20 protein-coding genes are annotated in these 26,951 nt (G+C 59.8%); 8 read left to right on the plus strand and 12 right to left on the minus strand.

Annotation, left to right across the window (positions count from 1 at the left end):
* Window positions 1–663: 663 nt before the first annotated feature.
* Window positions 664–1,398 carry a Crp/Fnr family transcriptional regulator gene (locus tag O7A60_RS24065; protein ID WP_337108296.1) on the minus strand — a complete coding sequence of 245 codons (735 nt, stop codon included), beginning with the start codon at window positions 1,396–1,398 and terminating at the stop codon, window positions 664–666.
* Window positions 1,399–1,727: 329 nt separating this feature from the next.
* Between O7A60_RS24065 and O7A60_RS24070 the strand changes: the two genes are divergently transcribed.
* Together O7A60_RS24070 and O7A60_RS24075 are read left to right on the plus strand one after the other, a co-directional pair.
* Window positions 1,728–5,069, plus strand: coding sequence for a DEAD/DEAH box helicase (locus O7A60_RS24070; protein ID WP_337108297.1), 3,342 nt, complete (start codon window positions 1,728–1,730; stop codon window positions 5,067–5,069).
* Window positions 5,070–5,836: 767 nt separating this feature from the next.
* The gene (locus tag O7A60_RS24075; RefSeq protein WP_337108298.1) at window positions 5,837–6,055 is read left to right on the plus strand and encodes a hypothetical protein; all 219 of its coding nucleotides are present in this window, start codon (window positions 5,837–5,839) and stop codon (window positions 6,053–6,055) included.
* Between the two features lie 217 nt (window positions 6,056–6,272).
* On the opposite strand, the gene O7A60_RS24080 is transcribed toward O7A60_RS24075, so the two are convergent.
* The 9 genes from O7A60_RS24080 to O7A60_RS24120 all read right to left on the minus strand — a co-directional run bounded on the left by O7A60_RS24080 (window position 6,273) and on the right by O7A60_RS24120 (window position 17,389).
* Entirely contained in the window at window positions 6,273–6,956 is a 684-nt protein-coding gene (locus O7A60_RS24080) for a DUF6101 family protein (RefSeq protein ID WP_415926849.1), read from the minus strand.
* 1,075 nt (window positions 6,957–8,031) lie between these two features.
* Window positions 8,032–8,700 carry an ATP-dependent DNA ligase gene (locus O7A60_RS24085; RefSeq protein ID WP_337108299.1) on the minus strand — a complete coding sequence of 223 codons (669 nt, stop codon included), beginning with the start codon at window positions 8,698–8,700 and terminating at the stop codon, window positions 8,032–8,034.
* A gap of 362 nt (window positions 8,701–9,062) precedes the next feature.
* A complete protein-coding gene (locus O7A60_RS24090) occupies window positions 9,063–9,401 on the minus strand; it encodes a slr1659 superfamily regulator (protein WP_027144707.1) in 339 nt (112 codons plus the stop codon).
* Between the two features lie 18 nt (window positions 9,402–9,419).
* Complete coding sequence (locus tag O7A60_RS24095) at window positions 9,420–9,980, minus strand: slr1658 superfamily regulator (protein ID WP_337108300.1); 561 nt, start codon at window positions 9,978–9,980, stop codon at window positions 9,420–9,422.
* 2 nt (window positions 9,981–9,982) lie between these two features.
* Window positions 9,983–12,349 (minus strand): SpoIIE family protein phosphatase, encoded by a 2,367-nt coding sequence (locus tag O7A60_RS24100; RefSeq protein ID WP_337108301.1) that lies wholly within the window; start codon window positions 12,347–12,349, stop codon window positions 9,983–9,985.
* Entirely contained in the window at window positions 12,346–13,524 is a 1,179-nt protein-coding gene (locus tag O7A60_RS24105) for a class I SAM-dependent methyltransferase (protein ID WP_027144709.1), read from the minus strand. The genes O7A60_RS24100 and O7A60_RS24105 overlap by 4 nt, the downstream gene beginning before the upstream one ends.
* A complete protein-coding gene (locus tag O7A60_RS24110; protein WP_084636760.1) occupies window positions 13,521–14,063 on the minus strand; it encodes a ubiquinone biosynthesis methyltransferase UbiE in 543 nt (180 codons plus the stop codon). The genes O7A60_RS24105 and O7A60_RS24110 overlap by 4 nt, the downstream gene beginning before the upstream one ends.
* Before the next feature lie 153 nt (window positions 14,064–14,216).
* Complete coding sequence (locus tag O7A60_RS24115; RefSeq protein WP_415926850.1) at window positions 14,217–15,959, minus strand: putative bifunctional diguanylate cyclase/phosphodiesterase; 1,743 nt, start codon at window positions 15,957–15,959, stop codon at window positions 14,217–14,219.
* Between the two features lie 287 nt (window positions 15,960–16,246).
* The gene (locus tag O7A60_RS24120; protein WP_337108302.1) at window positions 16,247–17,389 is read right to left on the minus strand and encodes a helix-turn-helix domain-containing protein; all 1,143 of its coding nucleotides are present in this window, start codon (window positions 17,387–17,389) and stop codon (window positions 16,247–16,249) included.
* 229 nt (window positions 17,390–17,618) lie between these two features.
* Here O7A60_RS24120 and O7A60_RS24125 point away from each other — a divergent pair, with 229 nt between their 5' ends.
* Window positions 17,619–17,921 carry a hypothetical protein gene (locus O7A60_RS24125; RefSeq protein WP_337108303.1) on the plus strand — a complete coding sequence of 101 codons (303 nt, stop codon included), beginning with the start codon at window positions 17,619–17,621 and terminating at the stop codon, window positions 17,919–17,921.
* A gap of 1,089 nt (window positions 17,922–19,010) precedes the next feature.
* Here the strand turns inward: O7A60_RS24125 and O7A60_RS24130 are convergent.
* Entirely contained in the window at window positions 19,011–20,651 is a 1,641-nt protein-coding gene (locus tag O7A60_RS24130) for a M20/M25/M40 family metallo-hydrolase (RefSeq protein WP_337108304.1), read from the minus strand.
* Between the two features lie 304 nt (window positions 20,652–20,955).
* On the opposite strand from O7A60_RS24130, the gene O7A60_RS24135 reads away from it, so the two are divergent.
* Genes O7A60_RS24135 through O7A60_RS24145 form a run of 3 tightly spaced genes read left to right on the plus strand, consistent with a single transcriptional unit; the run spans window position 20,956 to window position 22,804 of the window.
* On the plus strand, window positions 20,956–21,576 hold the full coding sequence (locus O7A60_RS24135; RefSeq protein WP_337108305.1) for a hypothetical protein: 621 nt from the start codon (window positions 20,956–20,958) through the stop codon (window positions 21,574–21,576).
* Window positions 21,573–21,965 carry a phage holin family protein gene (locus O7A60_RS24140; protein ID WP_027144716.1) on the plus strand — a complete coding sequence of 131 codons (393 nt, stop codon included), beginning with the start codon at window positions 21,573–21,575 and terminating at the stop codon, window positions 21,963–21,965. Before O7A60_RS24135 ends, O7A60_RS24140 begins: the two co-directional genes overlap by 4 nt.
* Window positions 21,962–22,804, plus strand: coding sequence for a hypothetical protein (locus O7A60_RS24145; RefSeq protein WP_337108306.1), 843 nt, complete (start codon window positions 21,962–21,964; stop codon window positions 22,802–22,804). The genes O7A60_RS24140 and O7A60_RS24145 overlap by 4 nt, the downstream gene beginning before the upstream one ends.
* A 404-nt stretch (window positions 22,805–23,208) precedes the next feature.
* Here O7A60_RS24145 and mocR read toward each other — a convergent pair whose 3' ends face one another.
* Window positions 23,209–24,651, minus strand: coding sequence for a rhizopine catabolism transcriptional regulator MocR (mocR, locus tag O7A60_RS24150; protein WP_337108307.1), 1,443 nt, complete (start codon window positions 24,649–24,651; stop codon window positions 23,209–23,211).
* A 273-nt stretch (window positions 24,652–24,924) separates the two neighbouring features.
* On the opposite strand from mocR, the gene iolE reads away from it, so the two are divergent.
* Both iolE and O7A60_RS24160 read left to right on the plus strand, forming a co-directional pair.
* Window positions 24,925–25,833: a myo-inosose-2 dehydratase gene (iolE, locus tag O7A60_RS24155; RefSeq protein WP_337108308.1), complete on the plus strand. Its 909-nt coding sequence runs from the start codon at window positions 24,925–24,927 to the stop codon at window positions 25,831–25,833.
* A 26-nt stretch (window positions 25,834–25,859) separates the two neighbouring features.
* Window positions 25,860–26,951 carry an ABC transporter ATP-binding protein gene (locus O7A60_RS24160; protein WP_337108309.1) on the plus strand — a complete coding sequence of 364 codons (1,092 nt, stop codon included), beginning with the start codon at window positions 25,860–25,862 and terminating at the stop codon, window positions 26,949–26,951.

A 26,951-nucleotide genomic window follows, 5' to 3' on the forward strand; every position in this document is an offset into this window, starting at 1 on the left:
GCGAGATGAAGGTCCAGGAAGCGATTGTCATGTCTTGCTCCAAGCTGATATCGGGCCCCGTCAGCTGACAAGTCCTGCGTGCGAAGCAGGGCATTGTCGCTCGGCACGCATAGACCAATTAATCGCTCACCGACTTTGATGCACTTACATAGATTAAAGCGCCCGCCCACTTGCGCCGATCTACTCCGTGATCAAGCCCGAACCATCTTCCCGGCGTCACAGCGTTCGACGTCTTGTCGCTGGATGGCGTCCGATGGGCATGGTTAGCTTGTGGGCAGGGCCTGATCCGGCAGGCGGCAAACTAAAGCAACTTTGTTCGTGGCGCCGTTGCCACGTTCCTGTTGCAGAGATTTCGGGAGCAACCGGATGCCGTCGCAAGGGCGCAGCCGCCGGCGTGAAAACCGTACGAATTCATCTCGTCATTTTGATATCAAGTGATAGACTTAGTCGCAGGACTTTTTCCCCATTCTCATCACGCACCTCGACAAACAATTGCTGTCCGTCGATGCTTTTCAGTTCGTCTCTCGAGAGGTCGACGAGGCCCTCGAATCCGACACGGCGCACTCGATACCAGCGCACTCCACGCCTATCTCATCCTGCAAGACCAGATCGCGATCACCGCTGTCAAAGAAAAATCGTGCCATCGAAGAGTTCCCGTCACCACTAATCTGCGGGGTTCTTTTGGTGCAGGTAGGTTGTGTCGAAATCTCCTGCCCGTGTGAGGCCGGCCCAGTCGCGAGCATGCACTCTCGATCCTGTGGTGGCGATGAGGCCTTCACGTCGTAGTTCCTGAAGCATTCGGTTGACGTGGACCGTTGACAAACCCAATGCATCACCAAGTGCGGCCTGAGTTATGGGAATATCCGCAACGTGATCCTCAATGCGCCCCACCGATCGCATGCGACATATCAGTTCGCATAAAATGTGAGCCATGCGGGTATAAGCCTCTCGTCTCCCCACATTGGTGACCCACTCTCTGTATATTGCGGCGTCGATTAGCGTCGACCGCCAGAAAGCCGCGGCGATGCGGGGGTGTTGGTCGCAAATGCTGCGCAGAGCGTCGTGTCGAATGAAGCCCACTCGGGCCGGCGTAAGCGTCGAGAAATTACAATCCATGACCGACAGATGCAGCCCGTGCAGATCCGGAATGTCCCCGGCCACGAAGAAGGAGGTGATTTGTCGTTTTCCTTCCCCCGTGTATTTGGTGGAACCGATCAAGCCTTCCAGAACGACAAACGAGTAAACAGGTTGGTCACCCTCACGCACGAGGTCGTGGTTGACCAAAAAATCTTTCTCCTGAATCGGTATGTTTTTCAAAACCCTAATTTCAGCTTCTCGAATGTCCGAGATGGTCTGCAGTTTACGGATAAGTACATCCGAGGATGAGGTGGGAGACAAAATGGCTACCTAGCTGATGTTGGCTACCGAACTTTTATTCACGCCAAAAGTTCCGGCTGGCGGTGACAGTTCGGAACCGACGGGCGTCGCGCGGCATGAACCAATGACACGGGCTCCGTTCGAATGCATGAAGCGGGGCAGGCGACTTCGAGAGGATATTACCCCTGCCGGACACCGCCCAGCTTTACGCCCGTTCCGGCAGGCGATGCGTATTGGCATCGCCGCTCGATAAACCGCACGCCCTGCCACTGCCTGCCACACTTTAATCCGCGCCAGAGGAACGGGGTCGCCCCCTTGACGTTCCCCACCGTTGGCAAGGTGAGATCTCAGTGAACAGACCTATTTCGCGGACTGAAATTATCGAACAACTCGATCACCCCTCAAACGACAGGGAGGTCGCGAGAGAACAGGGCGTCTCGCCTTCTGCGGCAATTGCGGCGGCGCTGGCCGACTCGCTGGAGGACGGTCCGAACAAGCATATTATCCATATATCCGCCTCGGAACGCAGTGCCGAAGAGATCTCTGGAGCTTTGCGTCAGTTTCTGCCAGGCGCAGACATCATCTTCCTGCCCTCCTGGGACTGCCTGCCCTACGACAGGGTATGGCCGACACGCGCCAATATGGGGCGGAGGCTTCGCGCGCTGCATGAGATCGCAGGCGAGCCCAAACGCCCGCGCGTCGTGGTTCTGTCGATCGAGACCGCTCTCCAGCGGGTGCCGCCCGCACCAGTTATTGCTGGGGGCTTCACAATTCTGGAACTCGGACAAATGTTCGACCCGCACGACTTCCGAACGAAAGCCGAGGCGGTGGGATACGCCGTCGACGAGAGGGTGGACGAACCCGGCGAGATAGCCTTTCGGGGCGACCTGATGGATATCTTCCCTGCTGGCGCCGATCACCCGGTCCGTCTTGTCCTCGGTCCAGATAGCTGCATCCGAGAACTCAAGATCTACGATCCCGTCACCCAGCTTAGCGAACATTCGCGAGAGTCGATCACTGTTGGACCGGCATCCGAGCTGATGTTCGCAACAGCTGATCATTCCGAGTTGGCACCAATGCGAACGACACCGATGGAAGAACGCCTGATCGCGTTGTATGGCAGTATGCCGTCGGTCTTCGATGTGGCATCCGGCGCCTCAATCTCCTTGCCAGAAGGGCTCGAAGGCCCGCCGCTCGACCGCGTCCTGGATCTGATCGAAGCTGCACGTCGTGCCAGGCAAGAGGTTGCCGAACCCGCAACACCATTGCCTGAACAGTTTTACCTGTCGCGCGAGGAGTGGGATGTCGCGGTTCGTAAACGCCGCCGCACGAGTCCTACCGTCTCGGCCACCCGAGTTCCCAAATTCGTTCGGCGGGCGCGATCCCGAGATCAGTTCGCCGAGTTTGTGGAAAGGCAGACGAGGTCGGGTGTCACTGTGGTGTTCGCCGGCGAAGCCTCTGAACTGCAGCGTGCGGATCGTCTGCTCTATCGGAGGCTTGGCCGGCGAATGGGGGAGGCGGAGGACTGGCCGCAAATCCGTTCGGCCGCCAGGGGCTCTCTTCTCAAGGCCGAATTCATTGTCGACGAAGGGTTTGTCGACGAGCAATCCCGTATCGCGCTGGTGGCTGCGACCGATCTTTTTGGCCGGGCTTTGAAGGCAAACGGCGGCGCCGCCACCAGTATGCTCGAACCCGAGTTGCGCATTGGCGACGTCGTGGTCCATGAGGATCATGGCCTGGCCATTTTGGTGGCGGTCGAACAGGTCGACTTGGCCGGCCAGCCACAGGATGTCGTCAGGCTGGAATATCATGGCGGGGCGTCGTTGCTGGTTCCGGTCGATGAATTTGGGCGGATTTGGCGCTACGGCTCGGAACCCGATGCCGTGTCGCTCGATCGCTTGAACAGCGACGGGTGGCTCAGCCGACGCAAGGCTGCGCTGCGCGACATCGACAGACTTGCCAAGCGCTTGACGGGCCTTGCCAAAGCCAGGTCCTGCCAGCCTGCCGAGATCATGAAACCCTCGCGCGCGGATCTCGCCCGGTTTGCGGCGAAGTTTCCCTATACCGAAACTCCCGACCAGGCCGCCGCCATTCGCGATGTGCTCGACGACCTGTCATCAGGGAGAACAATGAACCGGCTTGTCTGCGGCGACGTCGGCTTCGGCAAGACAGAAGTGGCCCTGCGTGCCTGCGCCGCCGCCGCCCTGTGCGGGAAGCAGGTTGCGGTCATAGCCCCGACAACCGTGTTGGCACGCCAGCATTATGAGACGTTCAGCCGCCGGTTTGCCGGGACCGGCCTCGATGTCGCCCACCTCTCGAGAATGGTTGGCGGGGCGGAGGCGAGAACGGTCAAAGAGCGGCTGCGGAGCGGTCGGGTCGCGGTGGTTGTGGGTACGCAAGCCCTGGCGGCCAAGAGCGTCACCTTCGCCAATCTGGGACTGCTGGTGATCGACGAGGAGCACCGGTTCGGTGTCAAGCTGAAGCAGGCGCTGCGGAACATGGCGCCCCGCCTTCATACGCTGAGCATGAGCGCCACGCCGATACCGCGCACGCTGCAATCAGCGATGTCAGGCATCCAGGAAGTCAGCGTCCTCAACTCTCCGCCCGCCAAAAGGCGTCCCGTCCGCACGATTCTGGAGCCCTTCGATCCAGCTTCGGTTAGAGCCGCCCTTTTGCGCGAATTTCGCCGGGGCGGACAGAGCTTCCTAGTGGTTCCACGCATCGAGGACATCGACCCGGTTGGCGAGCAGCTAAACAGATTGGTGCCGGAACTCGCGGTTGTGACGGCCCATGGAGAAATGAAAGGGACACGGCTGGACGAAATCATGGTCGGATTCGCTGACGGTGAAGGCGACATCCTTTTGAGCACCGACATCATCGAGAGCGGCCTCGACGTACCGCGGGCCAACACCATCCTGATCTGGCGGGCGGACAGGTTCGGTCTGGCACAATTGCACCAGCTTCGCGGCCGCGTCGGAAGGGGACCGGTGCAGGCCATTGCCTTTCTTCTGACCGAGCCTGGCGTCGAACTGGCCGAAGGCACAAGAGCTCGACTTTCGACCATGATTGCGCTCGATCGGCTTGGCTCCGGCCTGGCGATCAGTCAAAGAGACCTCGACCTGCGCGGGGCAGGAGACCTCTTCGGCGAAGATCAAGCCGGGCACATGAAGCTGATCGGAGCGGGACTTTATCAGCATCTGCTGGAGCGGGCGGTCTCGCTGGCTGGGGGAGGGGCCGATCCAGACAAGCAGCGTGCCGATATCAAAGGCGCCCCAAATGGGGCCTTTCCCCCAAGCTACGTCAACGAGCCCACGGTGCGCGTCGGCCTTTATGCGAGGCTGTCTCGCATGACTTCCGAGACGGATCTCGACGCATTCGGCGAAGAGCTCGAGGACCGCTTTGGAGATATGCCCGGTCAAGCAGCGGATTTACTGGAACTGACCAGGTTGCGCATAGGCGCGGCGGAACTGGGCATCAGCAAAGTCGACGTGGGACCCGAAGCCATCGCAATCACCTTCCGCAAGAAAACGGCAGCATTCGAATGGCGCTTTGAAAACGCACAGAGCTTCGAGTTCCGCAACGGCCGGCTGATTTTCAGGCCGTCGATCCCGCCCCGCGGCTCAGGCGTCGATGCCGTCCGCTCCCTAGTTGGAGCCTTGCGTGCGGCCAGGTCCAGCCGGCCCAGTGCGTGATGGGTTCGCTCGGATCACCGGTTCCAGATCATGGGGAAAGTTCGGCGCTGCGACGGGCAGTTCGTCAGTTGGCGTTCTTTCCCTTTGAGTCATCGGAAGCATTTCAGCGACCTCGATGAGGATATCCTTCACGAAGTGATTGATGTGGACGCCCATCTGCTGCGTGCCTGTTGTCTCCGATGGCCTTCCAACTTGCTGCCGCAAGCTATGTTCCCGCCCTGAAAAGCAGGACGCGCCCTTCTGTAAGGTCGACCTTCGAGGCAAATGAAACCCTGGCGAGTGCGCGTCCGGCGCGCGGGCAGTTCGCTCAAGGTTTGCTCCTGCTTGATGGGCCGTCATCGACGAGGAGGCCGTCAGCGTCGCCTTCCGGGCTACACGCCGCTGCCGCTCGACGACTGCCTCTATGCTCTGCGGCCACGATCCCGCATCTGACACGGTCTTCATGGTACCGCTGCCTCCAGCTGCGGGCTGCCTGCCGGCGCCATTATGAGCCTTGCCTGCGCGCGTGCTCGAGCCGAAGACGCGGGCGGTCGGAATGGGAATATTCTATACGGCTTTCCAGGTCGCTCGGCTCCGCGGGTGCCGCGCTCGACTTCGGCGCGGTCATGCTCCTGGTTTGCCCAGCAATTCTGTGGGTCTTCCACCGTATCTTTGCTGGCCAAAATCGCCCGGCACTTCCCTGAGGCGGCCGGTGCCAAAGCCACAGCCAACCTACTGCTGCTGTTGGCCGCCGCTCTGTGGAGGTTCGGGAACGTGGCGCAACGACGGTGCTCGATCATCTCGATGCGCTGAGCGCCGTCGGCCTACGCTGCCTGGTCAAAGGGCTGCTCGTGCAGCCCTTTGACCTGATCGAACGGCCGCTACGTGCCGGCGGGCCCTCCCTTTTCCAGCATTGCCCGGTGGTCGTGCTGTTTGCCGTCTCCATCATGCTGCGGCAGTTCTGCTCTCTTCGCCCCCGTCACCAATGCTTTCTTGCAATGGGGTGACGCAGCTATGGGCGAACCTTACGGCGCCGACGCTCTCTTGCCTCAATGCTTGGCGGCGAGCTTCATTTCGGCAGCCCTGCCGTCTCAGATGGATCCTCATCGATCGGATTCGTAACCAAGTCGACGCGATCTGGCCGCGCCTGGCGAGGTTCCCCAGCGACCAACGCAGTGGGAGGATCGACCCTGCAGACCAAATGAACACGAGACACGCGTCACATCACTTCCGATCCACCAATCGGCCGATATGCTCTAGAGACGTCAGTTTGTTCATCAGGCCAGCCTTGGAAAGCCTGGGTGCATGGTCGAGACGCGGCCCATGTTGCGGTCGCTGGGGTGAGAGCGCGTTGACGTTGGCACCAAGCGTTTCGTCAAGCGTTCGGGCAATGCCGTCGGCGCCAAGCAGAAGCATAGGCAGTCGGTAGGCCTCGGCCCAGGCACGCCAGTCGGCCGCAACAAGTTCGAGGTCGTCGGACACCAGCAGCGGCACCGTCAGCATCGGATCATTGTGCAGAAGCTTGAGCTCCGCTGTGAATTTTTCATCCGGATCCTCCATCGCGCAGGCGGCCACGCCGCGGAAAACCTTGGCGGGAAGGGCAATGATTGCCGGCACGCTGCTTGCATCCTGCGTGCGGCGGACCACCACACCACGTTGGTTGAGGGTGAAGGTCACGTCGCCATAGTCGTCGTGCGTGGTATAGCTCACCGTCTCCGGCAGGCGCGATGGGTCGAGACGCCTGTTGCGGCCGGTCCAGGAACTCGTCTCCGGTTCAGTATGAGCCCGCTTACCATCGTCCATCATTGGCACCTGGAGAAAGAACGGGCCTAAGCAAAGCACGCAACCAATGACCCGAGTGAGCCCCAATCCTCTGCGGCGCCGCCGTTTTCGGCTTGCGTCCAGCAACAGCTGCGTGCCTTTGCAATCTCTACCCCCTTATTGAGGTCGAACCGTACCCGGCTCGAACTCTCAGGACATGTCCTACTGCCAAATAAAATAGCAGTGTACTGTGTATTAGCGATTACTAATTTATGTCAATTTTTTGGTACTTTGGCAAAAAGGCCGGCTGAGCTATGCGACTCGACTACCGCGTGGATGAAAACGACGCTTGCTGGCCCCCAGCGCAGAAAAGAGCTTCGCGCCAGCGACATCTGCCTTCCTGAAGATCCAGCCTAAGGGGCGGCTGCGAACCGCGGGATCGACTTTGATTTCTTCAAACCGTTGTCTGACCTATGAGGGAGGGGGCCTCCAACAAGCGCCCCCATTGTCTTGGGCCACGGTAATTATCAATCGCAGCGGAAAGCCCGCCTGGGCGGCGAGCTTTCCTGCCGGCCGGAGGCCAGGAGAGTGAGGTCGAAGCCCCACCGCTGGTTCCGCAGCCCCATTCCCAGGCGTCAACGGCGAGAGATCATGAGGCACAGCTGACGCAGGTCGCCGTCATAGGTGTCTTGGCTGTTCAGCACATCGACACAACGCTTCTTCATCCTCGTCAGTTGAACTTCGACATATCCGCCACAACGGCCGGCATCTTACCCGGAATGCGGGTTGCTCCTGGGGTGCTTAGCGTGCCCGGGACCGTTCCGACCACCAGCGTTGAGACCGGTACCCACTCCCAACCTGCACCGACGCCGGCTGTTCCACCGAGATTGGCGCCAAGCCCAGCCGGCTCCGGCATTTACGCCACCCGAGCCGTCCACAGAGGCGCCAAGGCCGGCGTTGCTAATGCCTTGAGTTGCTTAACGGAGATTACCGTCGTTCGTCGTGGTTCTCATCTGTTTAAGAATGTAGAAAAGATTTTCTTAAAAGTTTCCAAGTTACTCATTTTTGTTCTCGTAATGTCCATCGAAAGCTAATTCCTAATTTAGCATTCCGTGTTTGTTCTTATTGCAACTAGCCTAGGTAGGGGCCGCGTTGGGAAGCCGTTTCTTCCAAACAACGAGAGAGCCCTATGCCAGTCTGATTACGTCAGCGAGCATCTCGGTCATTCCGGCCGATATGGCCGCCGGCCAAAGCGGACATTACTGGTGCCGATGCTGAGGTCGCGGTTGCGCCGGATGCGGTAATCGACGCTCAGTAACCATGTGCTTGACGGTCCGCTGCTGTAGCGGCTGTCAGCGCGCTTCGAGATGATGCCTTCGAGTCCCATCCTCCCGGCGGAGCGGAAGATCGCAAGCGCACTGCCCTCGAAATGCTCGCTGTATTGGATCTTGCCGAGCCCAGGCTCAACCAGTTGCCACAGCGCCTCCTTGCGCCGCAGCAGCGGAAAGGCGGCTAGATCGCGGCCGTCGAGATGGAGGATATCGAACGCGACGAACACCAGCCGGCTCGGCTCGTTCCAGATCGCGCTTTCCAGCGCAGGGCAATCGGGGTCTCCCTGCTCGCCTGGCACAATGACCTCACCGTCGAGAATGGCAGTCCGGCATGGTAGATCGACGGCCAGTGCGATGGGCCAGTATTTCGTGGTCCAGTCACTGCCGTTTTTGCTGTAAAGTCGGACGCCGCCATTATCGATGATGATCTGCGTTCGGTAGCCGTCGAGATTGGCCTCGTGGACCAATCCCTCATCCGCAGGCGGCAGCTCCACCCGAGTCGGGATCTGCGGCGGAATAAACTCCAGCCGGCCGCCATTGACCTTGGCACGCTTACTCAATGACGCCACCTTTGACCGCGCAGCGGCGGCTGACCGGCACAGGCTGCACGACATCACCCCAACATGATGCCTGCCACCTGTGCCGAGCCCCCGCCAAGCCGCGGCGAGCATCTGCGCACAAGGGCGATTTGTCGTTAGCTTCGCATCCTAATACTTGTCCTGGCGTACATATCTCGCCCGGTGCGGGCTCTTACACCGTTCCCGAGCGGCTTAATGCTGTCCGGATTGCCGCCAGCCTACGTAGCTCTTGCCTAGAGCCGTTCGTCATTTCACGGACACCGCTCTATCTCTTGTTTTTCGATCCAATCGGGGGGAAACCGTTTGATACTTTTCCTGGAATTGCGAATTTCGGACAACCTTGGTCAGTCCATCAGAAGCACCACAGCAGGATGCAGCTTCTTCAGATTGGGCAATGATTTCGACTGCCAGGGTATGTCGGGCGTTCCACGCACGACTAGTCGAACATCGGGATGCTTGCGCACCTCGATGGTAAATTTCGCCAGCAGGTTGATGCCGGAAGAGTTAAGGAAGTGAAGGTCCTTCAGATTGAGCGTAATAGAGGCGGGATTCGAGGCAAGAACACTGGCCGCCAACGCCGCGATAGGCGCACCAGCGTCGGAACTGGCAAGCCGCATTGCGCCATAAAAGAAAATTTCGCTTTCTTCAGTCCACACGCGGTAGTCGTCTGTCTTGATTTCCATAGCTTGGCATCGTTTCATTTAGTTGTGAATTTGCGAGATCGGAATGGAGGCGTATGTCTCCACGCAAATCCGATCGCTTTCGTCGGCGGCGCTGAATATCCAGGCGAGGCGCGCGCCGTAGTCGCTCATCAACGTCAGCAATCCTAGTCCGGAGCCTCCTACGTCGGGGTTGGCGGCATTGGCTTCAATTCGCTGTATTAGCAGGTCCATAGGGTCGCCAACCGTGATGTCCGCCAGAAGGCTTTGGAACTCAGACGCATCTTCACCACCGACGTCATTCGACACCTTGAGCTTGAAGCACTCCGAATCCATCGACGCCTCGATCACGATCTCACCCGGTGCGCGAAACTTGACGGCATTTTCGATGAGTTCGTTGACCAGATATCCAATGCTGTGCCGCACTTCCATGTAGTCATTGCGGGAGGAGCGGAAGCGCAACGCGAAAAGATCGGCGATGAAGTCTGAGGTCGTGGCACAATGACGCCAACTCAAGTCGAGAGGGCCGTCGAACAGCCGCACGCGACTGATGCTCTCCTTCATCCCGATCGCAATATCAGGGGTCCCGAACAGCGTTGTCATGGCTATGTGTGCCTTATGATCACGAGGGTAATGTCGTCGTGAATCTTCTGGATCCCGATATGGGCCATCAGATCGTCGATGATGCCGGTCTTGATTTCCTCGGCGCTGCCGCCGTGACGCTTTTGCGCGCTCCGGCAGAGGCGCTCGAATCCGAACAGAGTTTTGTCCTGATCCTCAGCCTCGGTCACACCGTCGGTGTGAAGCACGATCACGTCGCCGCTCCCGAACAGGATGTCACGCGTGGCAATGAACTTCGAGATGTCGTTCTCCAGGCCAACCGGCAGACCCAGATCAATCGTATCGATACGTTCGACTGCCCCATCCGCGCGCACGACGAGAACGTCCTCATGCTGGCCGGATAGCGTTACCCGCTCATCCTCGAAGTCAAGGAAGGCCAGCGAGAGATGCTTGCCGCTGTTCGTCCGCTCGATGTTCTTGTAGATGGCCCTGTTCAATCGATCGAGAAACTGGTGCGGATCCCCCTCGTTGGTCTCCTGCAACGCGCGTGCAACGGATTGGACCATCAGCATCAGCACGCCGCTCTCGAGACCATGACCGGTCACGTCGCCGATGCCGATCTTGACCCGTGGCCCATTCTGCAGGACGTCGTAATAGTCGCCGCCGACCTCGTCGGCTGGCCGCATGTAGGCTGCGATCTCCAGCCCCGGAATCGCCTCGAGTTCGATTTGCTTCGGCAGGACCATCATCTGGATCTGCCTGGCGACCGCCAGTTCGGCACCAAGGCGGACGTTCTCGTCCTGGAGCTTTTCGTTGAGCGCGGAAATCTCCTGATTTGCGTCCCCGAGTTCCCTGGTTCGTTCGTCGACGAGTTGCTCGAGGTTTTCAGTGTGAAAGCTGATCTGCTCGGCCATCCGGTTGAAGGCGATGCCTGCCGCTCCAACCTCGTCGCGCGTTGGAATGTTCACGCGGACTGAATAGTCTTTGGACTGGAGCCGCTGGGCAGCGCTGGCAAGTGCTCTGAGCCCCGCAGTGATTCGCTTCGAAATTCCGAGCACAGCGGCAAAAACAATCAGAAGCGAAACGGCGATCGCGGCGATCTGGAAGAGCAGTATACGGTTGGTCGCGCGGGAAATACTCTTCTGCGCGGCGAACAGGGAGGCATAGATCTCCCGTTCGGGAACGACGATCCCGACCGACATCATTTCGGACTTGATCGGTCCCGAACTCCACAGATTGGTCGGCTTCAATCTTTTGAGAACAACGATGTAGGGTACGCGTTCGCCCTTGTCATCGAGCATGATATGCTGAATGACACCGTCATTGTTCTGGTCGAGAGGCAGCGACGCGATAGCTGGCTGCGTGCTTCCCCGCAGGGATCTTTCCAGGCCGGTGACGCCCTGGGTGCCCGCATCGCTCGATGCCGTCAGGCCGATGATCGCCTGACCCCACGGATTGATCGCCACCACGTTGCCGGTCGACATCGTGAGGAAGCCGAACCCGGTTCCAGCGATCTTCACACGTTCGACGACTTCCGCGAGTTGATCGAGAGTGATGTCCGCTCCCGCCGTACCGGCGATGCCGGTGCGATCGCGCGTCCACAACGGGTGGAAAAAGCTGACGATCAGCTTTCCCGTGATTGCATCGGTGTAAGGCGCTGTCTGGGTGATATCGTCAGCAACCGGACGCGAGGCCGAATCCCTGGCCCACTGCTGCCATGATCCATAGATTCCGGGAAAGAAAAACTCCCAGAACTCCGCCTTGTTGTGCCCTGGATAAAGCCGGTCGAAGGTCTGTGCCTGGTCCGTATACGGTACCGTCCTGAAGATCGGCCGTTCTTTTGGACCAATATAGTACATCTGCAGTTTGGACGCCCCGCTGGCCATGAGCGTTGGCGCAACGAGATCCAACACGGTGCTGTCTTCTATTTCCCGTTGAACGCCTGGCAGCGGACTGTGGTCGGCGCCCAGCAGGTAGCCCCAGACGCTGACCACGGAAGGCGCGCCCGGCAGGTTCTGCGCCCAATCGCCCCGCGCATCGTAGACTACCTTCGCGGAGCCGGGCGCCTCCTGCGAAAGCGTGGCTCCGACCTGTTGCTGCCTGCCTGGATCGTCGATTTGAGCCTGTAGCACGCCCGCCAGGGCCTTGACGTCGCCATGGACTCGATCGAGCAGCAGGTCGACGCTCAGCGCTGTCGATGCGGCATAGGAACGAATGTATTCCTGATTTGCGGTCGTCAGGCCCTCGCCGACTTCCGACGTGGCATCGCGCGAAAGCTTTTGAACGTTCCAAAGCGCCAGCCCACCGCTCAAAAGGAGGTCGAACAGTACGGCGCCACCAACGACCAATACGAATTTCGCTCGAAAGGAGCGCAGGCCGAAGCGCGGTGTACGCTCATCGTCTGCTTTCATTGGGGCCGTCGCCCCGATGCGACCCAGATCGGCCAGCCCGCATAACCCTTGGGGTGGAGCGCGGCGAAAATGTGGTCCTCGAAGCCCTGCCGGAACCGTGCGACGAACTCCGGTCCATCGCCGCGCTTGGTCGCCATCTCGCCCGCATAGACATCCGACCAGGCCGCAATGACGTCGGCGAAGTCCTGCGGATCGCCGTCCAGGTTAGTGACCATGAAGGTCTCCACACGGATGTCTTCGAATCCGGCTTCTACCAGGTATCGCCGGCTCTTGGGCCCAAGCTCGACGTCCATCTCGAAATGCCCGAAGAGCTTCGCCACCTCGTTGTAGGTCCAGCGAATGCTTTCGGCGCGGGGCTCGCCGAGGCAATGCGAATTCTTCTCGTTGGTGATGTAGACCCGCCCGCCTGGCTTGCATATGCGGTAGAGCTCCTTGAGAATGAGTTCAGGTCGATTGAAGATTTGCAGGGAATGCCGGCAGGTGACCAAGTCGAACTGCCCTTCATCGAGCAGCATCTCCGACGCATCACCATAGGTATACTCGATGCCCCGGATGTCGAACTCCCGCATCACGCGTCGAGCATAGTTCAGGCTTGACATGGAGTGATCGAGGGCGACGATCCGCGATGGCTGGAACTCCTTCTGCGCGAGCACGGCGAAATCACCGATCCCACAACAAATGTCAGCCATAACGATCCCGGGCCTCATGCCGTGTCGCGGCAAGATTGCGCGCTCGTGGCGCCATGTCATCTTTGTCTGAGTGCGCAGGATCGGTACGAACCCGCCTTCCTCAAGGAAGCCCTGCCCCGGATAGAATTCGGTGTCATACTCCTCGACCGTGATATTCGGTTCTATGCCGCTCAAGCGACCAAATTTTCGCGAGGTCCATCCGACGACACTTGACGTGATGACGACGAATTTGAGATCGGGTCGCGCGCGACAAGCGTCGATGATGATCCTCGAAAAGGTGTGAAACGCAGCATTGTTCATCTGCGTCAGGCGCCTGACATTGACGTAGAGAACGCCGCGCACGCGGCCGATCGCATCGCGAAGCAACGCTATGCTGGGCCCAAGCTCATCAATCGCCTGAGGCCGGACCACTCCCGATATGCAAAACTCCTGGCTATTGGCGTCGTATTGCACCTTGAAGCGCGGGAGAAGGTCGTAAGGGCTCAATTTTGCAAGCCCTCCAGGGAAAGATCCACGACAAGCTTGATTGCATCGCCCTCGGCTTCCTCGATCCAGAATGTCGCGTTGTAGTCGACAGCCAGTTCCAGAAGTACAACATCACGGCTGGGCGCGAGATCCCCAGACACCGAATTGAGGTATCGCTCTGTGGCCTCTATCCCTGCGAGTTGCGACACGGCTTCTTCGTAGAATTGCCGCTCCTCAGGCACGCAAGGAAATGTCAACTCGATTCTATCCGTTCCACCATGGCGAGACACCCTGCATGCCAGTTCGCCGTCGGCATGGCGCGTGCGAAAGGCGACTTCCAGCAATTCATTGAAGGCAGAGGAAAAGAGATTTGAGTGATGGACCGAGTCTGACCTGTTTTGGCTGATCATCCGCGCCATGTATGTCGAGACATAGTCGCAATGTTTCCAAGCGGAGACAAAAGCTTTGATTTCCATATCGATCTGGATCATCGGTGCAAAGGTCGGCTCGCCAGCCAGGTGATGATGAACGGTTCCCATTGGCTTCCTCACTTGCTCCATCATTATTGAATCCTCCCGGGGGGATGGCCTCCGCGAGACAAGGTTCGCCGCGCCCCCGATGAGTCAGTCTCGCACCGACCCGAAGAATTGCGCGGTATCTGCCTTGATCGTTCTGCAAATCTCCACTTCACCGTAAACAAAGGGTGTAAGGCGCTAGAGCGCCCGATTTGATCGCTCCATCGCCCGTACCACCCTCAGCGGGGACCGCCTGATGAAATCGCTGACCGCCTCGACGCCAAGTGGCCGCCCCAGGAAATTTCCTTGCAGACAATCGCAATTTTCCTTGATCAGCCACCTTGCCTGTGCCGACGTCTCGACCCCCTCCGCAGTGACATTTATCCCCAGGCCGTGTGCCAGATTCATGATTGATCGCACGATCGTTTGGCTTTTGAGATCGGTATCCAGGTCCGCGATAAAGTACTGATCGATCTTCAATGTATCGAACGGAAAGTTCTTGAGGTAGCTTAGTGATGAGTAGTACGTTCCAAAATCGTCGAGGGAAATTCGTATTCCCAAAACGTTCAGAGTATTCAGTGTGTCGATATTGTCGATCGTCTGCTCAAGCAGGACCGTCTCAGTTATCTCAAGTTCAAGTCTGTCGGCGTCGATTCCGACTGCGTCGATGATCTGAGCGACGGTGTCCGTCAGCGAACCGCTAAGGAACTGAGCTGGTGACAGGTTGACTGCGACTGTCAGCGAGGAAGGCCACGTCATTGCCTGGCGACAGGCTTCCTCGAGCACCCATCGTCCAATGTCGTCCATCAGACCGTCGGCTTCGGCGATCGGTATGAACACGTTGGGCGGAATGATTCCGACCTCGGGGTGCCGCCACCGCAGCAGCGCTTCGAAACCGATCACTGAGGAAGGAGGCCGAATGAGCGGCTGATACTCCAGATAAAGCTCGCCCCGCGCCAGCGCGGTTCGAAGGCTGCGTCTCAGATTCTCGCGTTGCTCGAGCAAGAGCAGCATCGAGCGGTTGAATGTTCGAGCGCAGCCGCGTCCGTCTGTCTTGGCCGCGTAAAGAGCAATGTCGGCGGCTTTCATCAACTGTTCGCCATCGGTCCCGTGCTCCGGCCCGAAAGCAATTCCGATGCTCGAGCCGACGAAGACGGGAATGCCGTTGATGACGAACGGGTTCTTGAAAGCGTCGACCAGCGATCCGGCGAGGCGCTCAGCCTCTGCGGGCTGCTCCTTTCCCAATTGGATGACAGCGAACTCATCGCCGGCATACCGGTATGCGGATTCGCCGTCCTGTAACGCGTCCCGGATACGACCCGCCGCGAGTTGAAGAAGAGTGTCGCCTGCGCCATGGCCGAGCGTGTCATTGACCGCTTTGAAATCGTCAAGGTCGATTTGCAGAAGGGCGGTTTTCGGCTTTGATCCGCCGAGGGCGGCCATTGCCCGCTGCAGCCGATCGCCGAATCGCCGGCGATTCTGCAGTCCGGTCAGCACGTCGTGTGTCGCTTGATGGAGCAGAATTACATGCTCTTGCTCCTCTACCACGCTCCGCCCATCGCGCTCCCTTGATTCGATGATTCCCACCCCATTTGCAGTGGCGAAGACGAAAGCGGACCGCGGCGATTCATCCGGTGATGGTGGCAGATCAATGCTTGCCGGTGAGCCGCCATGGAACACACGAAGAAATTCGTCACGATATTTCGCATCGAGGAAGCTCGGGTAGATCTCCCAAACGGCGGCACCCGGCACCACCGCACCTCCGTACAGGCCTTTGAGTTTGGCTGCGTAGTGCGTCAGACAGAAGTCGCGATCATAAAACGACAAAATTTCGGTCGTGTACGCCAAAAGGTCAGCGAACAGCGGTTCGCCGGGACGTGGTGCATCGCCTGAGGAAGGCCCCTCACTCTCCGTGCCGACCCCTGTTGCCTCCGGGTACAATAGCCACCTCCATAGGCGGTAAGAATGTGCTTCCCCAGTCCAGAAATAGCATAGCTGTCAAGCTTCGCAAACATTCAACTCGCAATCTCAACAACAATCGCGTGCCGCGTATTTGCAATGCATGCTCCCCGTGATTGGCGGCGATAACAATGAACAGTTGGTTAATAAACCGGAATCGGCTATATGACTGATAGCGCGGTGGATGGGACACGAAATATTCTGGTTCATGTGGCAGCGTGATCTTTGCCGCCCCTGTGACCCGCCCGCATCAACATTCCGATCGGTAATCAGCTTCCGAGCGCCTTTAGCCAGCCTTCAAAGGAAGGGGCCTCGTCGTGTCCGCCAGGCGAAACGGGTTGGGCAGGGCGCGGCAACACCACGGCACTGCGGCCTTCGCGGGGGCTGTAACCGAATTCCTTGCTGAATGCTCGGCTGAAATTAGCCGCTGAACTGAACCCGAAGGCTTCCGCAATTTCAACAATGCGCCGACCGTCCGCCGGATCGCTGAGCGCGACATGGGATGCCAGAAGGCGACGGCTTTGTATGTAATGGATAACCCCACCGCTTGGTTCGAACAATTGATAGAGACGAGAGCGCGAGACGCCGAGCGCCCGGCACATTGAATCCGGTGTCAGATGAGCAGCGTCCAAATTGTGTTGGACGTGTCGACGCGCTCGCTCCATCAGCGCAACACTCGCCAATTGTTCGGCGACCGCGGCATGTTCCGTCGGAGGCGCGAGGCAGGCAATGACCATGCTGCGCGTCGCGTGAACGATGCGGGGCAGATCTTCAGCCGTCAGATGGCGCATTCTTGCTTCGATGCTGTTGAGGTAGTCGACCAGGAGGTTGGCAAAGTTGCCGGACAGAATTGAATTGTTCTTTGCGTCGAGGGTTGACGCCGCGTCCGAGAACAAGTCACGCGGAAGGTAGAGGAAGAGACTTTCCGAGCCCGTTACTCTCCCGCGAAACGGATAGCCAAGCGATCTGATCTCCAATTTGCCCGGCTGGTTTTCCGCAACGCGGCGATCGACCTCCGTCCACGACCGGCCGGTGCGAGGCAAGACAATATACCAGTGATCGATGGAACTGGATCGGAGCTTCGCGGCGGAGCGCACGTAGCTGTGTGCCGCCGCGCGCTGTTGAACAATCAGCATGCCACCGAGATTCCAAGCCGTGTGGTCGGCGGGAAAGCCATCGTTCAGCGATTTGTCATCCGGCAATCTGACTTCGACAAGCGGCGCTATATGCGCTTGCCAAGCGGCGAATTGATCCGCTGGCGCCAGTTCGAGCGTTGAAAAGAGCAGGGGTTCGAACGCCGGCGCGAGCGATGGCGCATCCTCTTTGTGGACTTGGCCTGCGCGCGGCCAACGACGCCGATCACTGTCCCGCGGCTGCCCCGCAGAGGGCTCGTCTTGCCTCTTAGTGTCCATCGCGTGGTGCCATATCCGAATCGGGTATGCCCCATGCCCCTCTCAATCATGTGGTACTTCAGGCATCTGGCAAGACTGGTGAACTCGAGTCGACCGAAACGGCGATCACGCTGGATTACGGCAAGAAATGCATCCCGAGATAAGTTTCTGGATGCGAAGCCAACGACACTCTTCGACCTGAGGGTATAGAAACGAGCATCGTGGGATACTGGTTGAGGAGACCACCGAAATGACCACAAAACTCGATAGCGAAGCTCGTCGCAGGATAATTCTTGACGGATATGATAACAACGAGCCGTTGAAAAATATTGCGGCAAAGATCGGATGCTCGCTGGCGAGCTTAAAAGTCACCGCCAGTAAGCTCGGTTGCACTAGAACGCCAAAGGAAGCAGCCGAATTTCGGCGTGGTTTCCAAATCCATGAAAACAAACTGCAAGATTACTACAGACTAATGATTGCTGGACAATACAAATCCCGAGAGTGCGCGATCATTCTAGGTTTGATAATAGAGCAGTCATCAGTCAGTAAGTAAACGAATTTCATCGCACTGCGGGCGATGTCGCACTTAGACAGCCATCGCTTTAGCGGTTCATCAGCAAAAAAGCCCGCCGAAAGAACGGGTAGCGGGCTCTGAAAGGTTCGCCCAGATGCTGCGTCGGGATTTGTATCGCACCTGCCTCAGCCCTCATGATCTGACTATTTGCGAACGTGTGTTCGAACGGATCTGCGCGGATGAACATCTCGACCCTTTGGACCCGGACGCCGAAATCTTGGCGGTGATGATTGTGGCCGTGTTTAGAAATGTTCACACCAGGGAATGCGAATTGCTTGAGGCGGTCAGGTCTCGGCGGCAAAAGGCTGTAGGAATCGGGCATTAGTATATGCCGCCCAAAAGGTAGGCCAGAAATTTATAAGGGGATGCATAAAACGCGATTAGGCGCGCCGCATGAATCCATTCAGTCGCAACGCACTGTCGCCACGTCACGGAACTTGAACCCCGGCGCTGCCACGAGTTCATGGGTGGTTCCAATACTCTTCCTGCGTTGGTTGAGATTTGCTTGGTGCAAAAGGACCTATCGGCCGTGATGTCGGCTGGCGTGTTTGGGCCAGCTAGCGCGTTCAACCCACTGCTTAAATGTCTGCCCAATGCTTTTTGGATGCCAGAAGCCGCGTGTCCGCTGCCGGCCCCATTGCTGCAGGGGGGCGATGCGCCTCATCCCAGCCGTCAGACGACATCTGCGAGTTCCTTAGAGCGGACGGTCAACTAGGCGGGAGATTACGACGGCATCGGGGTAGTTTTTTCACAGAGCTCCCGCAGGAGAAGGAGCATCAGGACGTATCCTATGGGTTCATCAACTGCTTCGTCGAAGGTGTCGCTCCAGCGCAGGGACGCTGGAGCGAAGGGCCCTCGATGGACGGTAAGGGCGAGTTCTCCATGGTTCCCAGCGCGCCGATGGGCGAGGAGCCAATGCTCTCGCCGCCCCGGCCAAGCTCCGGTGCCCCAAAGTGAGCAGATGTTCGACAGGAAGGCAGCCGAATAGGCAAAACCCGCAGGCGGAAGCCGGCGGCGAAAGCCACCGCGTCCGCTTTGCGCCGTTTGTATTCGAGCGTGGGCCCTCCATCACGACGCGTCAGGCTGAAGGAGCCTCGCGCAGACATCGCGAATGAGCCGCGGCAGGACGGTGAACGAATAGCCGACATGCAGCCGCTCGAGCGGCGTGTGATAATCGCGTCCCCATGGACCAATGTTGATGGTCGGTATGTTGGCCAGTGCTCGCTTCGGAGGCCAGCGCACGGCGTCTTTCCATGCCGGCGTGTTGCGGGCGACAATGTCGAGGGAGGATTCGTCCGCTTCGCCAAAGAAGCTCATGTCCGAGATCCCGGCGAAATAGTCCGCGCAGGTGACCACATTGCCATAGCGTGCCGCTGCCTCATTGGCGACGTCGATTGCAGCCGCTCGCAGCCTGACGGCTGCCGGCTGCGCGGAAAGGTTCGTCGGCAGATAGGGTATTGATCCGAAGCCTGTCACTATGGCTGGCCCGGCCAAGCGGCTGAGCTCCCAGGCCTGCTCGGTCAGCAATCGGCACTTCTCGGGCAGTGGCTGGTCGCCGGCGGCGATCGAGGCAGAAACACCTTCGAACCGCGTCCGCTCCGACTGGTCGATACGCGCCAGCAAAGTCTCATACCGGTGGACCGGGATCAATTGCACCATCTCCAGCAGACCTGTTTCGTGCTGCGCAGAGACGCGGTGCCGGAACTCCCGTAACAGGTTCGAAGCCGCTTCAGCACATAGGCTATCGAACCGGTCGAGCACCTCATCGGGCGTCCGGCGATAACTCAGCACATTGAAAGTGGCATGGGCGGTCCCCGGTGTCGTAACGTCGTATCGGGTCTTCCCGTCCGCAATCCCGAGCAGGCTGGGCGGCGTGCCGGGTGCGGTTCCGCACGCGTCGGTGAGCTCGGGTGCCCATTCGATGCGGGCAGCGATCGCGGCGGCGATCGCCCCCGCATTGGGCCCATTCAAGGGAAAGCCGCTATGTGTGGGGACGCCAACCACCCAGGCGGCCGGAAGCAGCTTGCCGACAATTCCCAGCGCGATGACGCGACCCTTGCTGCCGTCGCCATCATCCGCGATAGCATCAAGATTAATCACCGCAAGCAAGTCGAGATCGCGCTCCTCGCAGAGTCCAGGCAGGATCTGTGCCGCCTTACGGGCGCCGGCGGAATTGTTCTCCTCGTCCGGCACCGCGATAAAGAGTAGATTTCCAACCGGCTTTGCGCTTTCGGCAAATTCGGCGCATACCGCCAGCCCCGCTGCCAGGCCAGCTTTCATGTCGAGAAGGCCGCGTCCGGCAACGAATTCGCCGCCCGCGAAATCCTCGTGCGCCAGGACGGCGGCTGGCGCCTTGGCGAGGACGAGGGAATCGCGCAATGCCTTTGTCAGGGCGTCGGGCCGAGTGGCCAGATGCTCCAGCTGTCCGTAGTCGCTTGTCCCGACGGTGTCGTAGTGACCGGTCAAGAGCACGGTCGAGCGACCGGAGCCGCGCAGAAGCATCGCCACGGAGTGACGGCCGTCCTGAGGTTTGACTTCGATCGTCCAGACCTCGGCGTCCTGAAATGCCGCTTGCTCTCGGAGGTGCGCCGCCAACCATGGGCCGAAGGCAGCCTCGCCGTCAGTGCCGGTGATGCTTTTCTGCTCGGTCAGTCCGATCGCCCACCGCTGCGCGCGGCTGGACAGTGTCGCGATAGGAGCGTGGGTCATTGCGGTCCTGGCATTCGCGTGGGCACGGTGGACCCTAACTTGGTCAAGCGATCTCTCTCAAGCGCACTTTGACGGTGGCTTAGTGGATTGGCTCGGAAGGCATTCTTTCTCACAAGGAACTTTCGGCCAACTCTCCCCGCGTTGCTCTTGGATCCCAAAAAGCTCTTGGCCGACGGAACATCGCAGGTTCCATGAAGTTGGGGCAGTACGGAGGAACGTGCCATGAACAGTGTCATCTATCTTATCGGCCTCGTCGTTGTCGTGCTCGCGGTCCTCTCCTTCCTCGGTTTTCACTAGGTGACCCATGCAACGTAATGACGGCCAGGGCCGTAACCCCGCTGATTTCGACAAGGCGACAAGTGACGTTTCCGACAGGCTTGCCCGGGAAAAAGAGCGCGCGAGCGAGTTGCTTCACGATGCCCGCGACGAACTGACCCGCAAGGCTGGCGACTACGCGACAGAAGCCACGCAGGTTGTTTCGGACAAGGCGCAGGAGACGCAGCGCGACATTGCATCGAGCTTGGCGGCGTTGGGGGGCGCGCTACGCGCGGCCAGCGATCACCTGGCCAACAATGATGAAAGGACTGCATCGAAATTTGCCTTGGAGGCCGCCGGCGGCCTGGAGCGGCTTTCCTCCTCGTTGAAACAAAAACCGTTCGGCCAGGTGCTTGAGGATGTGCAGTCCTTCGGCCGGCAAAACCCCGGTGCCCTGCTCGCTGGCTCCGTATTGGCTGGATTGGCGCTTGGACGCTTCATCAAAGCCTCCCCACCGACAAGCCCCGAAGCATCTCGGAGTGCCTCGGGAGACGCCAACTCGCAGACCGTTCGAGCTGCTGATTGGTCGGCTGACAGGCCCCGAGCATCCCGAGGCTATGGCAATGCCGATGACGACCTGACTACGCAGGATGCGGAGCAAGACAGATGAACACTCAGGACAATCCCAGCCTCGCGACGCTGGTGACCGACTTGGCTCAAAACGTCACCACGCTGGTGCAAACCGAAGCCAGGCTTCTGCGGGCGGAGCTCTCAGAAAAGCTTAACAAGACGGGAGCTGGCGCCGCCGAGGTGCTGGGCGGAGCAATCTGCCTGCTCGCGGCTCTGATCGTGCTGCTGCAAGCACTGGTCATCGCATTGACTCGGGCAGGGTTGGGCGCCGGGTGGTCCTCCCTGTTGGTCGGCGTGGTGGTAGCAATTCTTGGCGTCATCCTGCTGCGCACCGGGATGGCAAGCATGGCGCCTTCCGAACTTACTCCTGACCGGACGCAGGAACAGCTCAGGCGCGACGCGAATGTGATCAAGGGACAAGTGAGATGACCGAGAAATCCGCAGCCGAACTTGAACGCGAGGCGGAGGCCGCGCGCGCCAGGGTGGTGGAAACCGCCGAATCCATTCGAGGCAAGATGACACCGGGGCAATTGCTGGACGAATTCACCGGCATCTTCTCGGGGGGAGAAAGTTCGGCCATGCTCGACAACCTGAGAACACAGGTCAGGGACAATCCCTTGCCCGTGACGATGGTGGGCGCAGGTCTGGCTTGGCTGATGCTGGGCAGCGGTCCGTCGAACGGCAGCCGGAGCCGCCCGGCCGCGTATGCGGCGCCTACTCCCCCCAGCGGGCCTGACGAGGCGGAGGGCGGCGGCTTGGGCAGCACGCTCTCCGAAACCGCTGAATCGCTATCGTCGGCCGCAAGCAGCGTTGGAGCCACAATATCAGGAGCAGCACGGGGTGCCGCCGAAGGACTGGCGAGCAACGCTACCAGTGCAGGATCGACGGCTGGCGGGATGGCTGCGAAAGCCAGCCGCTCGGCACAGGAGCTATTGAATGATCAGCCCTTGGCCGTTGCGGCGGTCGGTCTCGCCATCGGCGCCGCGATAGGCGCCATGCTGCCCCATACCGCGATGGAGGATGAGCAACTGGGCGGATATCGCGAGAAGGTTCGCCAGACCTCGGAGAGCATACTCGAGCAAGGCCTCGATCAGGCCAAGCAGGTTGCCGCAGACGCCTATGAGACGATCAAGCAGGAAGCTGGACGGCAGGACACACAAGCAGGCACGGTGGCCGACCAGATTGGTGAAATCGTCAAGTCTGCGGCTGACACGACAGAGCAGTCCGTACGCGAAAGGGTCTCTCGTCCTCCAGAGCAAAAATCCTAGGTGTGTAGTCCCCAACTGTGATGGTGTAAAAACAGAGCTGGAGCCATCGGCGGTATTCTGGTCGGCGAACGTAGGACAGCTTTTTCAACATTGGCCGATAGCTGCCCAAGTAACCTTCGCCTGTAGGGTCGAGCCGGTCGCACAGCCTGCTCCAAGGAGCAGCAAATTCGGCGCATAGCCGAGCACGCTGTGCAGCGGATCGGCAACGGTGGACCGAAGCGAAGCGGCAAGTCTCAACATCCTTGTATATCCTCGGGCCTGCCATTCAGTCCGCCCCATTTCCGGATGTTTCACCCTTCAGAATAACCCGGACGTAGTTAGCACCGAGTAGTTGGCAACACTTGACCGAAACACCGGCGGCAGTCTGGCGGCGCCAACCACCACTTCATCGCGGGCAGACGGGCTCACGGCAAGGTCCGTACATGCTCGATGGCCTGGCGTAGACGTCGGATTCCCGCCTCGCTCTCGGCCTTGTTGCAGGCGGCATAGCCAAGCACCAGGCCATTGCCGGAGGATGACCAGTAATATTTCGACAGCGGCGATGCGTTGACACCGAGTTTGTCGGCACAATGCACGACCGCCCGATCGTCACAATTTTCGTGAAGCGAGGCAACGACCTGGATTCCAGCCTCCGCCGCCGAAAGAGTGATGTGATCGGCCAGTTCGGTCTCGCACAATTCGTAGAAAAACTTGCGTCGCTCGGCGTAAATGCGGCGCATGCGCTTGAGGTGGCGGCTCATGTGACCTTCATCGATGAAATCGGCTAGCGCCGCCTGAAGCACCAGGGGTGCGAATTGCCCGGTGGTGCTCAGCGCATGCGGAATGCCCTTGCACAAGGCTGCGGGCAAGACCATGAACCCCAGCCTGAGCGCCGGAAACAGCAACTTGGCAAAGGTGCCGACATAAATGACCCGGTCAGCGTAATCCATGCTCTGTATGGCGGGGACCGGCCTTCCCTGAAATCTGTACTCGCCGTCGAAGTCATCCTCGATGATCCAGGAATTGTTGCGCTCGGCGATTTCGAATAGCCGCAGCCGCTGGTCCATGCGCATCGTTATCCCCAAGGGATGCTGGCAGGCGGGCGTCACATAGATCAGGCGCGGTGAAACCTCGGGCTGGCTCATCTGCCAGCCGTCCCGGTCGACGGCAAGCGGCACAATATTGGCGCCAGCGACCGTGAAAGTCGCCTTGGCCGCGTAATAGCCCGGTTCCTCCAGCCAGACCGTGTCGCCCGGATCGAGCAGCAGACGCGCCAGCAGATCGAACGCCGCCTGCGCTCCCGTTGTCACGACGATCTGTTGGGGAGAACACCGTACCCCCCTGGCCGAGGTCAGGTAGCCGGCGATCGCCTCCTTGAGCGCCGGCAGGCCGGTCACATGATATGTACCGAACAACATATCGGCGCCGAACGTTGCCCGGCGTGCGAGCAGCCTGCCCCAGACGCCAAACGGGAAGTTTTGCGGGTCCGGCATGCCCGGATGAAAGGCAAAGCGTCCCGGCGATCCGTGATGGAAGGGTTGCTGCATCAGGCTCTCGCCGCGCCTGGAAAGCGGGCGATGGATTGCCGTGGCCCTGAGTTTGCTGCCTAGATCGGTCGAGTTTACGGGCAGGTCGATGACCACCGGGCGCGCGCCCTGCCGGCTTGCAAGATAGCCTTCCGTCGCCAACTGGTCATACGCACCGACGATAGTGTTGCGGGCGAGGCCCAGATCCTCAGCCAGCGCGCGCGTCGATGGCAATTCCGATCCCGGCGCCAGACGACGCCCACGGATCATCGCGGCAATCTGCCGATAGAGCTGGCGATGGATCGGCTCATTAATTGTCCGATCGATAATCAGCGCGTCCATCGGAAAGGCTTGGCGCCGTCGCCTTGATATCTGCATCGCAAAAGCCTCCCGGCATGAGAGCGGATCGAGCTTAGGCGAGCGCCGCGCCAATTGAAACTGGCACCTTCACTTCCCGTCAAACTGGCTCTCGCGATGGAGACAGATCGGCGCTTAAATGAAAAGAAAGAGGGAACGACTGGCCAGACAGACCACAAGCGGAACGCCTTCACCGACCTGATTGGTTCGGATGAGGCGCCGCCAGCAATGGCATGGCCTACCCGATGAGGAGCGATGATGGCTGTCCGCATAGGCATAAATCCGATCACATGGAGCAACGACGACGTGCCTGAGCTGGGCGGGGATACGCCACTCGAGGTCTGCCTTTCCGAAACAGCCGAAGCCGGCTATGCGGGAACAGAACTCGGCGGCAAGTTCCCGCGTGCCAGCAAGGTGCTGGCTGCTGTTCTCGCAACCCATGGCCTTAAGCTGGTCTCCGGCTGGTACGATGGCCGGATCTGCGAAAAGGAGGTCGAAGAGGAGTTCGACGCCATCCTGCCGCATCTGACGCTGCTGCGCGACCTCGGCGCCAAGCACGTCGTCTACGCCGATACGTCGCGAGGCCGCCATGGCGCCATTCACGATCCGATCTCGCAGCGTCCCAAGCTTGCCGACGGCGAGTGGAAGTCCTACGGCAACAAGATAACGCGACTGGCCGAACGGTTTGCAGATTTCGGCGTCGGCATGGCGTTTCACCATCACATGGGAACCATCGTCGAGACGGATCACGAGATCGGCAGGCTGATGGGCGGTTCAGGGCAAGCCGTTGGCCTCCTCTATGACACCGGCCACTGCCTGTTTTCCGGCGGCGATCCCGAGACGTTGCTGCAGCGTCATGTCGGCCGCGTCGTCCACGTGCACTGCAAGGATGTGCGACCGGATGTGCTGAAGCGCGCTCGCGCCCTGGATATGAGCTTCATGGGCGCGGTGATGGAAGGCATCTTCACCGTGCCAGGAGATGGGTCCATTGACTATTTGACGCTTTTGCGGGTGCTGGCCGACACTGGCTATGCCGGCTGGCTGGTGGTCGAGGCCGAACAGGATCCGGGCAAGGCCCACCCGCTTACTTATGCGACGATGGGCTATCGCAACTTGCGCGACCTGGCCCTCAAGGCCGGTTTCGAGGTCAAGGAACGGGAGAGCTGATACCTTCGGGGCGCTGGGGAGCGGCAATGAGTTCTGTCCTGTACCAAGGTGTGGTCAAGAACTACGGCGCGCTGAACGTCTTGCGCTCGCTAGACCTTGCTGTCCCCGACCACATGTTCCTGGCCCTCCTCGGTCCTTCGGGTTGCGGCAAGACGACGGCGTTGCGCATCCTGGCCGGTCTCGACATGCCGAGCGCCGGCAAGCTCTTCATCGGGGAGCGTGAGGTCACCCGGCTGCAGCCGCGCGACCGCGACATCGCCATGGTCTTCCAGAGCTATGCGCTCTACCCCCAGATGACGGTTGGCGAGAACATCGGCTATCCCTTGTGGATACGCAGCATGCCTGACGGCGAGCGCCGCACCAAGATCGCCGAGGTCGCCGCGGTCCTCGAAATCAGCCATCTGCTCGATCGCCGGCCGGGCCAGCTCTCGGGCGGCCAGAGGCAACGCGTGGCGCTTGCGCGTGCCATCGTCCGCGATCCGGCGGCCTTCCTCATGGACGAGCCGCTGTCGAACCTGGACGCAAGGTTGCGCCTGACCATGCGCGGCGAGATCAAGCGGCTTTGTCAGCGGCTCGGCGCAACCACCCTCTATGTCACCCACGACCAGGTCGAGGCTTTGACCATGGCGGACTTCGTCGCGGTGATGCACGCCGGTGAGCTGCAGCAGATGGCGCCGCCGGGCGATATCTACGATCGCCCAGCCAACCGTTTCGTGGCCACCTTCGTCGGCAGTCCGCCGATGAACATCCTTCCGGTCGCGCTTGCCGAACAAGGCATCGCGATCGGTGGAACGCTGGTTTCGATCCCCGCTGCCCGACTGGCGGCATGCCGTGTGGCGCAAGTGGTCGAGATCGGGCTGCGGCCGGAAGACATGAGCGTTTCGGCACCGGGCGCGCCCAACGCGCTGCCTGGTGAAATTTATGTTGTCGAACCGATGGGCAACGAGACGTTGGTCAATGTTCGCATCGGCGGCGGCAATGTCTCGGTCCGCGCTGGCCGCGACTTCAGGGGCGCGGTGGGCGCCAATATCGCGGTCACTTTTGATGTGTCGAACGCATGCTTCTTCAATTCGGCCGGCCTCACGGCCGTCCACAGGGTCAACAGTGATGGAGAGTGA

The organism is Mesorhizobium salmacidum (SeqCode), assembly GCF_037179605.1.
GTDB lineage: Bacteria > Pseudomonadota > Alphaproteobacteria > Rhizobiales > Rhizobiaceae > Mesorhizobium > Mesorhizobium salmacidum.